Origin of the sequence: uncultured Paenibacillus sp., from assembly GCF_963515335.1 — a bacterium.
In the GTDB taxonomy this organism is placed as follows: Bacteria; Bacillota; Bacilli; order Paenibacillales; family Paenibacillaceae; genus Paenibacillus_I.
The window spans coordinates 13,673-25,367 of sequence record NZ_CAUPYC010000020.1 but is presented as its reverse complement, the minus strand read 5'-3'; the positions used below and the strand labels follow the sequence as shown (position 1 = coordinate 25,367).

Annotated in this window: 16 protein-coding genes, 1 pseudogene and 1 riboswitch; of the genes and pseudogenes, 4 read left to right on the top strand and 13 right to left on the bottom strand. The window is 55.4% G+C overall.

Annotated features, from left to right (window positions below):
• The first annotated feature begins 130 nt into the window (after positions 1 to 130).
• Positions 131 to 1,150, top strand: coding sequence for a LacI family DNA-binding transcriptional regulator (locus tag RWM61_RS08910; protein WP_313999687.1), 1,020 nt, complete (start codon positions 131 to 133; stop codon positions 1,148 to 1,150).
• 108 nt (positions 1,151 to 1,258) lie between these two features.
• Here RWM61_RS08910 and RWM61_RS08905 read toward each other — a convergent pair whose 3' ends face one another.
• Entirely contained in the window at positions 1,259 to 1,657 is a 399-nt protein-coding gene (locus RWM61_RS08905; RefSeq protein ID WP_313999685.1) for a DUF1259 domain-containing protein, read from the bottom strand.
• Between the two features lie 205 nt (positions 1,658 to 1,862).
• On the opposite strand from RWM61_RS08905, the gene RWM61_RS08900 reads away from it, so the two are divergent.
• Entirely contained in the window at positions 1,863 to 1,991 is a 129-nt protein-coding gene (locus RWM61_RS08900) for a YjcZ family sporulation protein (protein ID WP_313999683.1), read from the top strand.
• A 187-nt stretch (positions 1,992 to 2,178) separates the two neighbouring features.
• Here RWM61_RS08900 and RWM61_RS08895 read toward each other — a convergent pair whose 3' ends face one another.
• Positions 2,179 to 2,514 (bottom strand): hypothetical protein, encoded by a 336-nt coding sequence (locus tag RWM61_RS08895; protein WP_313999681.1) that lies wholly within the window; start codon positions 2,512 to 2,514, stop codon positions 2,179 to 2,181.
• 176 nt (positions 2,515 to 2,690) lie between these two features.
• On the opposite strand from RWM61_RS08895, the gene RWM61_RS08890 reads away from it, so the two are divergent.
• Both RWM61_RS08890 and RWM61_RS08885 read left to right on the top strand, forming a co-directional pair.
• Positions 2,691 to 3,398, top strand: coding sequence for a methyltransferase domain-containing protein (locus tag RWM61_RS08890; protein WP_313999679.1), 708 nt, complete (start codon positions 2,691 to 2,693; stop codon positions 3,396 to 3,398).
• Between the two features lie 130 nt (positions 3,399 to 3,528).
• A complete protein-coding gene (locus tag RWM61_RS08885; protein WP_313999678.1) occupies positions 3,529 to 3,741 on the top strand; it encodes a hypothetical protein in 213 nt (70 codons plus the stop codon).
• Positions 3,742 to 3,865: 124 nt separating this feature from the next.
• Here RWM61_RS08885 and thpD read toward each other — a convergent pair whose 3' ends face one another.
• The 11 genes and pseudogenes from thpD to RWM61_RS08830 all read right to left on the bottom strand — a co-directional run bounded on the left by thpD (position 3,866) and on the right by RWM61_RS08830 (position 11,695).
• Positions 3,866 to 4,762, bottom strand: a complete 897-nt coding sequence (gene thpD / locus RWM61_RS08880) for an ectoine hydroxylase (RefSeq protein ID WP_313999675.1) — start codon at positions 4,760 to 4,762, stop codon at positions 3,866 to 3,868.
• 15 nt (positions 4,763 to 4,777) lie between these two features.
• Entirely contained in the window at positions 4,778 to 5,170 is a 393-nt protein-coding gene (locus tag RWM61_RS08875) for an ectoine synthase (RefSeq protein ID WP_313999672.1), read from the bottom strand.
• Complete coding sequence (ectB, locus tag RWM61_RS08870; protein WP_313999670.1) at positions 5,167 to 6,492, bottom strand: diaminobutyrate--2-oxoglutarate transaminase; 1,326 nt, start codon at positions 6,490 to 6,492, stop codon at positions 5,167 to 5,169. The genes RWM61_RS08875 and ectB overlap by 4 nt, the downstream gene beginning before the upstream one ends.
• 54 nt (positions 6,493 to 6,546) lie before the next feature.
• Positions 6,547 to 6,993: a diaminobutyrate acetyltransferase gene (gene ectA, locus RWM61_RS08865; RefSeq protein ID WP_313999668.1), complete on the bottom strand. Its 447-nt coding sequence runs from the start codon at positions 6,991 to 6,993 to the stop codon at positions 6,547 to 6,549.
• Between the two features lie 88 nt (positions 6,994 to 7,081).
• Positions 7,082 to 7,852 (bottom strand): annotated as a pseudogene (gene ehuA, locus RWM61_RS08860) (ectoine/hydroxyectoine ABC transporter ATP-binding protein EhuA); the annotation flags it as partial.
• Positions 7,852 to 8,514 carry an ectoine/hydroxyectoine ABC transporter permease subunit EhuD gene (gene ehuD / locus RWM61_RS08855; protein WP_313999664.1) on the bottom strand — a complete coding sequence of 221 codons (663 nt, stop codon included), beginning with the start codon at positions 8,512 to 8,514 and terminating at the stop codon, positions 7,852 to 7,854. The gene ehuD and the pseudogene ehuA, both read right to left, overlap by 1 nt.
• A 2-nt stretch (positions 8,515 to 8,516) precedes the next feature.
• Positions 8,517 to 9,170 (bottom strand): ectoine/hydroxyectoine ABC transporter permease subunit EhuC, encoded by a 654-nt coding sequence (gene ehuC / locus RWM61_RS08850; protein ID WP_313999662.1) that lies wholly within the window; start codon positions 9,168 to 9,170, stop codon positions 8,517 to 8,519.
• A 9-nt stretch (positions 9,171 to 9,179) separates the two neighbouring features.
• Positions 9,180 to 10,088 carry an ectoine/hydroxyectoine ABC transporter substrate-binding protein EhuB gene (gene ehuB / locus RWM61_RS08845; protein WP_313999660.1) on the bottom strand — a complete coding sequence of 303 codons (909 nt, stop codon included), beginning with the start codon at positions 10,086 to 10,088 and terminating at the stop codon, positions 9,180 to 9,182.
• A gap of 280 nt (positions 10,089 to 10,368) precedes the next feature.
• Positions 10,369 to 10,511, bottom strand: a riboswitch (cyclic di-AMP (ydaO/yuaA leader).
• A 53-nt stretch (positions 10,512 to 10,564) separates the two neighbouring features.
• Positions 10,565 to 10,960, bottom strand: a complete 396-nt coding sequence (mnhG, locus tag RWM61_RS08840; protein WP_313999658.1) for a monovalent cation/H(+) antiporter subunit G — start codon at positions 10,958 to 10,960, stop codon at positions 10,565 to 10,567.
• Positions 10,929 to 11,219 (bottom strand): Na(+)/H(+) antiporter subunit F1, encoded by a 291-nt coding sequence (locus tag RWM61_RS08835; protein WP_399538244.1) that lies wholly within the window; start codon positions 11,217 to 11,219, stop codon positions 10,929 to 10,931. Before RWM61_RS08835 ends, mnhG begins: the two co-directional genes overlap by 32 nt.
• Entirely contained in the window at positions 11,219 to 11,695 is a 477-nt protein-coding gene (locus tag RWM61_RS08830; protein WP_313999654.1) for a Na+/H+ antiporter subunit E, read from the bottom strand. The genes RWM61_RS08835 and RWM61_RS08830 overlap by 1 nt, the downstream gene beginning before the upstream one ends.

Below are 11,695 nucleotides of genomic sequence, written 5' to 3'. Positions count from 1 at the left end.
CTCCCACAAAGGACTTCCGTACCTTAAAAACTTATTTACATACCGGGTTGATTGCGCTAACATAGTAAAAAAAGCGGCCGCCGCATCCCGCGCCCTATATAATTCAATCGTTTGCATCGGAGGTGACCTCTTGAGCGTAACTATAGTCGATATCGCGAAAAAAGCGGGTGTATCGCCTTCCACGGTCTCCCGCGTTCTGTCCGGACATCCGAAAATCAGTCCGGCCACGGCGCGAAAAGTAAAAGAAATTATGGAAGAGCTGAACTATCATCCGAACGTGATGGCCAAGAGCCTCGTCTCCAAGGTGACGAGCACGATCGGAATCGTGCTGCCGAGGCCGGCCGAAGAGCTGTTCCTCAACCTGTTCTTCTCCGAGGTGATCCGCGGCGTCGTGACGCAGGCGACCCGTTCCGGATACGATCTTATGCTGACGACGGGCGCGACGGAGCGCGAGGAGGTCGAAGCGGTTACCCGGCTCGTCCGCGGCCGGCGCGTGGACGGGCTTATCCTGCTCTATTCCCGCGACCGCGATCCGGTGATCGGATTGCTTAAGGAGAACGATTTTCCGTTCGTGCTGATCGGCCGCAACGAAGAGCATGACGACATTCTGACGGTCGACAACAACAACGTTCAGGCCGCTTACGACGTGACGCGCCATTTCATTTCCCAGGGCCACGCCCGTATCGGCTTCGTCAGCGGCCCTCCGGATCTCACCGTTTCCAAGGACCGGCTTGCCGGCTACCGGAACGCGCTGAAGGAAGCGGGCCTCGAAGCCCGCGCCGACTGGATCGTCGAGGGCGACTTCCTTCAGGAAAGCGGCTACCGAGCCATGTCGTTCATCATGAACGTGCCGGACCGCCCGACGGCGCTTGTCGTCATGGACGACGTCGTCGCGCTCGGCGTGCTGGGAGGCGTCACGGAGCTCGGCTACAAAGTGCCGCAGGATCTGGCGATCGCCGGCTTCAACAACATTCCGATGTCCGAGCTGACGTCGCCGCCGATCAGCTCCGTCGATATCGGCATCTACCAGCTCGGCTACACCGCGTCCCAGACGCTGCTTCGCGCGGTTAAGGGCGAACCGGTTCACCAGCATCGCCACCTCATTCCGCACCGGTTCGTACCGCGCGAATCGTCGATTTACACACCGTAAACGCCGGCTTTTTACAGAGCGGTTCGCGCTTGAACGAGAACACCAGGCGGGAAATCCGGGATGCCGTGGCAGGCATCCCGGATTTCCCGCGTTGCTTGGCGGCAAGGGTTATTTGAGCACCTTGTACGCTTCCGCCACTTTTCCCGCGAAGGAAACGGGCTGTTCAACAGACGCATAGTGCGCATAAACCAGGCGGGGATTCTCGAATATCCAGTGATTATGCAGGGCAGTCATGATGATTCCGCTTCTTTGCAAGCTCCAAATGAACGGATAGACTTCTTCCTGAAGGAGCGCCGTTTCGCCCAGGTTTAATGCTCTCCCTTGCTCGTCGATCGATTCGAACGACCACATCGAATGCAGGGTTAATCCGGAACGGCTCGGTCTTCCCATTATGGTTGCTTGAATATGCGAACGATCTTTCTCCACCATGCACACCTCGTTCTTGACATCCGGTTTCCCGCCGAGTATCCGGGCAAATTGCTGGCATAGCATGCCGATATCCTGCATCGTATCCCCTCCTTGCCGTTTGCATCAGCATATGCCTATTGTTCCTCCGTTGTGAGCGGATGACGGCGACTTCATCCTGAACCGAGCCGTTGCAGCAAAGACAGCTGACTATATTTCATATGTCCCCTCACCCGTCCATACGGTTGCATTCACTTTGTCATAAGTTAGTGTTGTAGTTAAAAACAAACGAAGGGAGCAATGAACAATGGGTGCTGTCGGAGGTTTCGGCGGATACGGTGCAGGTGCAGGTTATGGCGGTGTGTTCACGAGTGCGGGAGTTATTCTCGTGCTGTTCATTCTGTTGGTCATCATTTCAAGAGCGATCGTATTGTAATCAAAAGGAGCGGCCTGCGCCAGTCTGGCCCAGCGCTTCTTAGCTTCGAATCCTTACGAAAAGCTCCCTGCAACGGGAGCTTTTCCCTTGTCGGGATAAGCCCGCGCGCTCCCTTCCATGCCGTGTTTGGGTAGCACACAAATAACCGGCAGAATTCTCTGCCGGTTCCCATGTGTTATTCGACAAATCAGATAAAGAAAAACGGAAGCAGGAAAAGCGAGGCGATCAGGGCCAAACTAAGCCAATATGATCCGTACCCATAACCGCCGTAGCCGTAGCCGCCATAGAAGCCTGACAGCTTTGCCTTCTTCTTGGCGTTCATTTTTTTTCTTCCCCCCGCGGTTTTTCCCGCAGCGAGAGTCACGGCGCCTTCACCGAACGCGCAGTCGGTCAGCAGCACCCTGCCGTCTCTTACTTCGGCGACAGTTCCGTAATAATGCGTCCCGTCAAGGGTCACCGCGCAAACCCTCTTACCGATACACGGGTAGACCGTCTCATGGCAAACCGGATAAATTTGTTGCATTGCCTCTCTCCTCCCTAAGGTAAGGCGATCATCGCCTGAAGTGTACTTTTCAGTCTATGGCTGTCCCCCTGCCGCCGCTTGTATGATCGCCTGCCGATTGCGAAATTGGGTGGTTCACCGATGCGGAGCAGTCATAGAATATCGAAGGATACCGAGGGAGGAGAGGTGAGAAGGCGGTGGACTATGCTACGTTGTTAGCCTTGCTCGGGGAAGGGAGCGCGCATCCCGGAGGTTTTCAGGCCACTAAAGAGCTGATTGGCCGAATCAAGCTCCCCCCCGGCACCAAGGTGCTCGAGGCGGGGTGCGGGACGGGGCGAACCGCCTGTTACCTGGCCGGTCTCGGCTGCGATGTGACGGCAATGGACCGGAATGCATCGATGATTGAAAAAGCGAAGCAACGTGCGGGGCTGGCCGGCGCTTCCATTCGGATTATCCAGGCCGACGCCGCTTCCATGCCGTTTCCGGACGGCGCGTTCGATGTGGTATTGGTGGAGTCGGTCACGGCTTTTACGGAGGGGGGATCGGCTTTACGGGAGTACCGGCGGGTATTGAAACCGGGCGGAGTCCTGTACGATCATGAAATGGCGCTCGCCAGAAAATTGCCGCCCTCGCGTTTGCGTGAGCTTCGATCGTTCTATGGGCTCCGCCATCTGCGGACCGTTCCCGAATGGCTGAAGCTGGTGCGGGAATCACGGTTTCGCAAGCTGAAGGTGTCCCGGTTCGCTCCAATGGACCAACCGGCAATCGATCGGGATTCGTTTCGGGTTATCGAACGGGAACTGCTCCTTAACCGGGAAGCATTACGAATGATGATGAAAAATGAACGCTTGATGAACAAGTTTTCCAAACTGATGGGCGGGATTGTGATCACCGCTTGGAAATGATCGGGGCGATGGGCATATACCCAATTCCCCGGAGATGCAAACCATAATTCAGCAGATTGAATGATGGTTTACATCTATTATAGAAGCGTCTATCCTGTCAGCATAAGCAACCGGGAAGGGAAGTCTTGCAATGAAAAAACCGAGCGATTATTTGTCGAACGCGTGGACCATGCACCAATCCGCGTTTCCCATCGAAGAAAAAGCGCGGCATTACAAGGAATTGCTGGCGCAAATGCGCAGTCACTACGGCAATGCCTTAGGCGAGGATCCGCATACGATGAAATGCTATCAGCACATTAACGCTTTGATCGTTCAGATCGCCGCAGCCCGTCATTTGGCGTAAAAATAGACGAGCGCCTCCAATCAAGAATCATCGGAGGTGCTCGTCTTTCGTATTTCCCGATGCAAAGGCGCCCCAAAATACAAATAGCAGGATAATGACGATGGCTACCCAACGGTTGGGGAAATCATAAACCTGCGCGGGTCGCGATATATTCCGGTCTGGGTCGTTGCCCGGAATAAGGTTCCCCTATTTTGTTGCAAACGCTGTTATACACGATAAATATGTTGCTTCGCGGCATAGGTGTAATGTTGCTGTTGGAGCCATGCATAATATTGCAGTCAAACAGCACGACGGAGCCCGCCTTGCCGACCGGCGTATCGATTCCGCCTTGCTTGACCAGAGCGGTAAGGCTGTCATGATCGGGAACCCCGAACCGCTGCTTTCTCAAAGAGTCTTTGAAATGGTCTTCCGGCGTTTCTCCTATGCAAGAAACAAATTGCTTATGGGAACCGGGTACGACCATTAACGGTCCGTTATATGGATAATTGTCCGTCAACGCGATGGAGCAGCTCAGCGCCCGCATTCGCGGCATGCCGTCCTCCACATGCCAGGTTTCGAAATCCGAATGCCAGTAGAACTCCTTGCCGGTGAAGCCCGGCTTGTAATTGATTCTGGATTGGTGAATGTAGGTCAGGCTTCCGAGTATGTACTCGATGATCGCCAGGAGCCGGGGATGCCGCGACAGCCTCTGGAATACCGGATTGCTTTCATGGATGGCGAACACGGACCGGACTTCCTCGCTCTCCGGCTCCCGTATGATTTCATCGGATTCCACCGTCCGGGAGGCCGTCTGCAGGCTGCGGGCTTCCTCCCGGTATTCATTCAATTCTTCTGCGTCAAAAAAACCTTCGAGAAACAAATACCCGTTCTGCTCATAGAAATCGGACTGTTCCTTGCCGATCGGACTCGTCGGATTCCAGTCGGAATAAACAACGGGATCGCGCCGCGGAATGATCAGAGGCCGTGCGCTCATTCTGGACGGATACGCGTCCTCCATACTTTGTCTCAACCGGATACTCATCGTGTCACCATCTCCCTAATCCATGGAATGTGCGAGCAGCGGGTAAGTGCCCTTGTCATCATGCACCTCGGCGCCCGTAAGCGGCGGGTTGAAGACGCAGATCATCCGCATTTGGGTCGTTGCGCGGAGACGATGCTTCTCATGGCCGTCCAGCGCATACAGCATGCCCGGTTGAATCCGGTACGTCCGGCCGCCTTCGACCTCGATTTCCCCTTCCCCTTCGATGCAATAGACCGCTTCAACGTGATGCCGGTACCAGATGAACGTTTCCGTTCCCGCCTTGACCAACGTATCGTGCAAGGAGAAACCCATCTTGTCCTTGTTCAGCAGCAGCCTCCTGGAATTCCACGTCGGCGTGTCGACATCGTCTTTGGTGTTTACGATATCATTCAAGTGCTTTACGATCATGAACCATACTCCTCTTCCCTTGACGTTTTGTTTTCTTGACGGACAAGCTCCGCCAATTGATCCAATCCTTGTTCAAGAATGCCCAGTCCTTGCACCAGCGTCTCACGCTCGATCGTAAGCGGCGGCATCAGCTTGGCGACTTCGCTGCGCGGGCCTGAGGTTTCCATGATCAGCCCCTTCTCGAACACGATCGCGCATAGCCTTTCGGCTATTCCTTCTTCGTCGAAGGCAATGCCTTGAATCATGCCCTTGCCCCGAATTTGCCCCCGCAGCTCGGGGTGCTTGCTTGTCATCTTCTCCAACGCGGCCCGAATCGTCTGTGCATGGGTTAAGGTCGTCAATTCGAGCTTGTTGGACTCCCAGTAGGACAATGCTTCTGCTGCAGCGACGAATCCCAGGTTGTTCCCCCTGAATGTGCCGTTGTGCTCTCCCGGCTGCCACACATCGATCTCCGGCTTCAGCAGCGTGATCGCCATCGGGAGCCCGAATCCGCCGATCGACTTGGACAGACAAACGATGTCCGGCTCGATTCCGGCATCGTCGAAGCTGAAAAACGAACCGGTGCGGCCGCAGCCCATCTGGATGTCGTCCAGAATGAGCAAAATCCCTCTCTGTCGGCACAAACGCTCCAACTTTTGCAGCCATGCCGTGCCAGCCGCGTTCAATCCGCCCTCACCCTGGACCGCTTCCACGATAACAGCGGCCGGCAGAGGTATTCCGCTCCCCGGGTCATCAAGCAGCTTGCCGATATATTCGGTCGTATCTACATCGCTGCCGAAATAGCCGTCATAGGGCATAAAAACGGAACTGCCCAGCTCGACGCCCGCACCATTTCGTTTAAAGGCATTGCCCGTTACGGACAGCGAGCCCAGCGTCATCCCGTGAAAAGCATTGGTGAAGCACATGACGGTGCAACGCCCTGTCACTTTACGGGCGATTTTCATCGCGCTTTCCACCGAGTTGGTTCCGGTCGGACCCGGAAACATGACCTTGTAGTTCCAGCCTCGCGGCTGCAGAATCACGTCATGAAACCGATTCAAAAAAGCTTCCTTGGCGCTTGTCGCCATATCCAGGCTGTGCGTCACACCGTCCTGCAGCATGTAGTCGATCAGCTTCGAGCGAATCACCTCATTGTTATGTCCGTAATTCAGGGCGCCTGCCCCTGCAAAGAAATCAATGTACTCGGTTCCATGCGTATCCCACAGCTTCGCATTTTTTGCCTTTTGAAACACCGTAGCGAAGCTGCGGCAGTAGCTTCTCACTTCCGACTCACGGGTTTCGAACACTTCCATACTCGGCGTTTCCATAATTTTACTACTCATAGGTTACCTCCATTTACGATCAATTGTTTTGAACACGATTCGGCAACTTCTTCCTCACGCAAGCGGACCGATCCGAAACAGCCGCTCGGGCTCATGCCGGCTCTCCTGTGGAAAAAAACGCTCCTCATACCCTTGTTCCGACTCGCATATCGTTTGCAGCTCCGCGGCCAATCCGAAAAACATCCGGCGGGAAGCGATATTGGAAGGGGTAACGGTCGTCTCGAGATAACGGACGCCGCGGCAGGCTTCACGCTCCAGCACCGTCTTGATCATCGTTTTTCCCAGGCCGCGTCCGCGATGGGTGTTCGCAACGGCAACCTGCCAGATAAATAAAGTATCCTCTCGATCGGGAGCACGGTAAGCCGACAAGAAGCCGACCGTCTCTCCGTTCTCTTCCGCCACCACACAGGTTCGGCGGAAATAATCGCACAGCATGATGTAGCAGTAGGGCGAGTTAACATCCAGCGATCCTGCTTGCCGGATCAACTGCCACACCTTCATGCCGTCTGCCGTCCCGGGCTCTCGATAACAAATCGCGGTCTCCGTAATCATGTGCTCGCTCACTCCTGTTCCGGTGCTTCGCCGTCACGGACCTGAATCGCTTCAGAAACGATTGCAGCCGCTCGCTTTGCGGATGGTCGAAAATCTGTTCCGGCGTTCCCTGCTCCACGATGCGCCCTTCCGCCCCGAAAATGACGCGGTCGGCGACTTCCTTCGCGAAATCCATCTCATGGGTAATCAGCAGCATCGCCATGTCGCCCTCTTCGGCGATCTCCCGGATGACCTCCAGCACCTCGCCTACAAGCTCAGGGTCCAGGGCTGACGTCACTTCATCGAATACCATAACTTTAGGCCGCATGACCAGCGCCCGGGCAATCGCAACGCGCTGCTTCTGTCCGCCCGACAATTGAGACGGATAAACCGTCAGCTTGTCGTCCAGGCCGACCTTGCGCAGCATGGATACCGCCCGTTCCTTCGCCTCCTCTTTCGATAACCCGAGCACCTTGCGCGGGCCCTCCGTTACGTTGCGCAGCACGTTCATATGCGGAAACAGGTTGAAATGCTGGAACACCATGCCGACATCGCCCCTCATTCGGTGCAGATGCCGCTCGTTGGCCCGGACAAGCCGACCGTTCACGCGCATATGCCAGAGTAGCTCTCCATTCAATTCGATCGTGCCGGCGGTCGGCTCCTCCAACGTCATCAGCATGCGGCCGAGCGTCGTTTTGCCCGAACCGCTCGGGCCGATCATCGCCACCTTCTCGCCCGGATCAATTTCCAGATCAATGCCGGAGAGCACCTCAAGCTCGCCGAACTTTTTCGCCACTTGCGAATATTTCACAATGGGTTGCATAGGCATCACTTCCCTCTTTGCGGATTCAATCTTTTTTCCAGCGTTCTTGCGAGCAGGGAAGCCGGATAGCTGATGGCCAGGAATAACAGGCCGACCAGCGTATAAGGTTCAAACACCCGGTAAGTATCGGACACGATATTTTTCGCCGTGAGCAGCAGCTCGACCAGCGTGATCGCCGATAAAATCGGCGTCTCCTTGAACATGACGATCAGGTAATTGCCCAGCACGGGAATAATCGGCGGTATGGCCTGCGGCAGAACGATGCTGCCCCATGTCCGCCATTTGGGAAAGTTCAATGCGACCGCCGCTTCCCATTGCCCTTTGGGAACCGCTTCGATCCCCGAACGGTATACCTCGGCCAAATAAGTGCTGTAATGCAGGCCAAGTCCGATGACGCCGGCCGAAAAAGCAGACAGCGATATACCGGCCATGACCGGCAGGCTGTAATACAGGAACAGCACCTGAACAAGCAGCGGCGTGTTCCGAATAAACCCGATGAATCCTTTTGCAAACCATGACACAGGCTTCCAACCGGAACGAACGGCGCCTGCGAGCACAAGGCCGCCGACACAGGCCGCGGCAAACCCGGCAAGCGTAGCGGCTGCCGTCATTCTCAAAGCGGCCAACAGCTCCGGCAAGATGTCGGCAACCAAACTCCAATCCCACATCGCTACATCCTCCCTGCCGCCATCTTCCGCTCAAGCATACGAATGCCGAAAGCAACGACCGCGGAAATGACAAAATAGATGAGAAGCAGCAGCGCAAGAATTTCGGTTGTGAAAGAGATATAGTTGTTTCTCAATACCATAGCCTGATAAGTCAAATCCGCCATCGTAATGAAATAGACAAGGGATGTGGATTTGACCAGCTCGATAAGCAAATTTCCGAAAGGCGGCAGCATCCGGACGAACGCTTGCGGTATGACGATATGCACAAGCCTCTGCCATGGCTTCATGTTCAGAGCCAACGCGGCCTCCCATTGTCCTTTCGGAACGGCGAGGATCGAGCTTCGCACGATCTCGGAGCCGTAAGCTCCGAAATTAAGGCCCACCGCCAGAATGGCCGCCCACATTTTGGGGAGCTCAATCCCGAGAAAGGGAAGCGCGAAGTATAACCAAAACAATTGAATCAACAACGACGTTCCCCTGAAAATCTCCACGTATCCGGCAGTCGCGGCGCGCACCGCCCAAAGCCTGGAAAGCTTGCACAGTCCTGCAGTGAAAGAAGCGATGATGGCGAGAACCGAAGCCGCAACTGCCACCTGCACCGTCACTTTCGCCCCTTCGAGCAGAGAAGGCAGAAAGTCGATCCATGAACTCGGCATCGTTATGCCTTATTCCTTGCACAGCTCTACAGCCGTCACGTCGCCGGGAAGCTCCTGCTCGGTGAAGCCGAATTGCTGCAGGATCGTCAGCAGCTCGCCCGAATCCTTCAATTTCTGCAGCTCCGCATTGTACGCCTGCCGAAAGGCCGCATCCGCTTGGCGGAACGCCGTTGCCCCGTAACCGCGCACGCTTTTGCCGCCGATCACCGGCTGCTCGAATTCGGCGACCCGCTCGATATCGGCGTCATTCGCCGAGTCCAGCATCGCCTGCAGCGCCGGTCCCGTCATCGTAATGACCTGCACCCTGTCCGCCTGGAGCGCGCTGATCGCCGACGCCTGATCCGGCACCTGAACGATTTGCTCCTTCGGCACACCCGAGTCTTCCAGATAGCCGATTTCCACAGCGCCGGTCATTACGGCCACCTTCACATCCTTGTTCTGCGCAATGCCGGCATAGCTGCTCAAGTTCAACGGATTTCCTTTCTTGACCGCGATCGCTTCTCCGATGCTGTACTCCGGGTCGGCGAAAAGCACCGCCGCGCAGCGGTTCGGGTTGATAAACATCCCCGCCGTAATCAGATCGAACCGCTTGGCCTGAAGTCCCCCGATCAAGGAACCGAATTCGGTCAGCTCCCCTCTCATTTCTTCGATGCCGAGATTGGCCAGAATGACCCGCGCGATTTCCACCGCTTCCCCGGTTAATTCCCCGTCGGCCGTCTTGTAAGCGTATGGTTTCTCGTTAGCGAAGCCGACCGTGATGTACCCTCTCTCTTTTGCCTCCGCCAATGTTCCGCTTGCGGTGCCGCCGGCAGCCGTATCCGGCCCCGACGTCCCTTCCGTCGCGTTATTGGATTGACCGCAACCGGCGATCAACGCCGCAAACACCAGACCCAACAGCAACAGCAAAGCTTTTTTCAATCCATCCCACAGCCTCTCCCATATATTTTCTGAACACACAATTGTGTGTATGCCAGCAGCTATATAACTACTTTTCGCATCGTCAAACATGGATTAAATGCATTTCCTTCGCCCGTTATGTATGTCGATTACCCCCACACAACTCCCCCTCTCGACTATTAAAATAAAATGAACCCCGGGCCGAGGAGTTAAAAAAAGCACAGCTCCGCCAGCAGGGGTCCAAAAAGACGCAAAAGACCCTATAAAAGGGTCCGCATGTCTAAATTAGCTTGAAAAGAAACAGACCCATCCACTGCTGACGAGGTTAGCTGACGGACTCGGGTAAGATGGTACCCTACATTCAAAAAACCTGAATGACTCGCCCCAAAAAACTGGTTCCCCCGCTTTCCGGCTCAACAGCCGAAAACTAAGCGTACGGTTATAATAAACTGAAAGATTAGAGAAGTCAAACAATTATGAGGTAAATGAGAGGTTTCTCAGAAATCCGTCTCCGAGCCCGATCGCCCTTCGCGTTCCCGCTTCACCACCGCTTTAAGGTCGTCCTGCACACTCCCGCCCCACAAGGAAACGCCCGTACGGTAGGCGGCCCTTCCATTCAAATGCCCCGCTACCGGCGCCGTCATGAATACGAACACGATACCCAGAATCAGCTTCGCGCTGGCATGCTCCAGATACAGCCAGAAATACAGGAACGCGCCTCCCAGCACCAAAAGCACGCCGAGCGTCGCGCTTTTGGTCGCGGCATGCGACCGCAAATAAACGTCCGGCAGCCGAACGAGCCCGAATGCGCTCAGCGCGCTGAGCAAAGCTCCGATCAGCACCAGGATGCCGATCAGCAGCTCACCTGCCGTCGCCAAAGTCCCCGCGTTCAATGACGTCACCCCTTTCGATGAATCTCGCAAACGCCGTCGTGCCGATAAACGTAACAATGCCGATGACAAGGATAATATCGAGGTAGACCGCCGTCTTCAACAGCATGGAGAGGACGGCGGTCATCGAGAGCAACATGACGCCGATCGTGTCCAGGGACATAATCCGGTCGGCCATCGAAGGCCCCTTGAGCAAGCGGTACATGCAGCCGAGAATTGCCAGCGACAATATGACCAGGGATGCGCTCAGCAAGTAGTCCATCACCGCGTCACCTCCATAATCGCTTTTTCGAAGCTTCCTTTAATCTGTTCGGACAGCTGCGCCGCGTCCTGTATATCCATCGCATGGATATACAGAATCCGTCCGTCGCGCGAAACATCCAGCGTCAGCGTGCCCGGCGTCAAGGTAATCAGGCAAGCCAGCAGCGTGACCTCCCAGTCCGATTGCAGCCGGGTTTCAAGTGCGAATATACCTGGCCGGACGTTAAGCCGCGGACGGAGAATCTGGCGAATGACCGCCAGGCCGGAAAGGAGCAGCTCTTTCATGAACAGCGCGAGCAGTCTGATGACCGCCCACGCCTTTTTCAAATAAAAGTCATGCGGCCAGAACCGGTTCAGGCCCCCGATAAACAGAGCACCGATCAAAAAACCGACAGTGAACCGGGGAGCCGACCAATCGTTAGAAAGAAGCATCCATATAACGGCGATGAGAAGATTCAGCAGGATTTGCACAGCCAT

Excerpts from the sequence above, each read along its gene's own strand:
- RWM61_RS08905 (WP_313999685.1), bottom strand. The coding sequence starts at position 1,657 with ATGCAGGATATCGGCATGCTATGCCAGCAATTTGCCCGGATACTCGGC.
- RWM61_RS08900 (WP_313999683.1), top strand. The coding sequence starts at position 1,863 with ATGGGTGCTGTCGGAGGTTTCGGCGGATACGGTGCAGGTGCAGGTTAT.
- RWM61_RS08895 (WP_313999681.1), bottom strand. The coding sequence starts at position 2,514 with ATGCAACAAATTTATCCGGTTTGCCATGAGACGGTCTACCCGTGTATC.
- RWM61_RS08885 (WP_313999678.1), top strand. The coding sequence starts at position 3,529 with ATGAAAAAACCGAGCGATTATTTGTCGAACGCGTGGACCATGCACCAA.
- thpD (WP_313999675.1), bottom strand. The coding sequence starts at position 4,762 with ATGAGTATCCGGTTGAGACAAAGTATGGAGGACGCGTATCCGTCCAGA.
- RWM61_RS08875 (WP_313999672.1), bottom strand. The coding sequence starts at position 5,170 with ATGATCGTAAAGCACTTGAATGATATCGTAAACACCAAAGACGATGTC.
- ectB (WP_313999670.1), bottom strand. The coding sequence starts at position 6,492 with ATGAGTAGTAAAATTATGGAAACGCCGAGTATGGAAGTGTTCGAAACC.
- ectA (WP_313999668.1), bottom strand. The coding sequence starts at position 6,993 with ATGAAGGTGTGGCAGTTGATCCGGCAAGCAGGATCGCTGGATGTTAAC.
- ehuD (WP_313999664.1), bottom strand. The coding sequence starts at position 8,514 with ATGTGGGATTGGAGTTTGGTTGCCGACATCTTGCCGGAGCTGTTGGCC.
- ehuC (WP_313999662.1), bottom strand. The coding sequence starts at position 9,170 with ATGCCGAGTTCATGGATCGACTTTCTGCCTTCTCTGCTCGAAGGGGCG.
- RWM61_RS08835 (WP_399538244.1), bottom strand. The coding sequence starts at position 11,219 with ATGGACTACTTGCTGAGCGCATCCCTGGTCATATTGTCGCTGGCAATT.
- RWM61_RS08830 (WP_313999654.1), bottom strand. The coding sequence starts at position 11,695 with ATGGCTGTGCAAATCCTGCTGAATCTTCTCATCGCCGTTATATGGATG.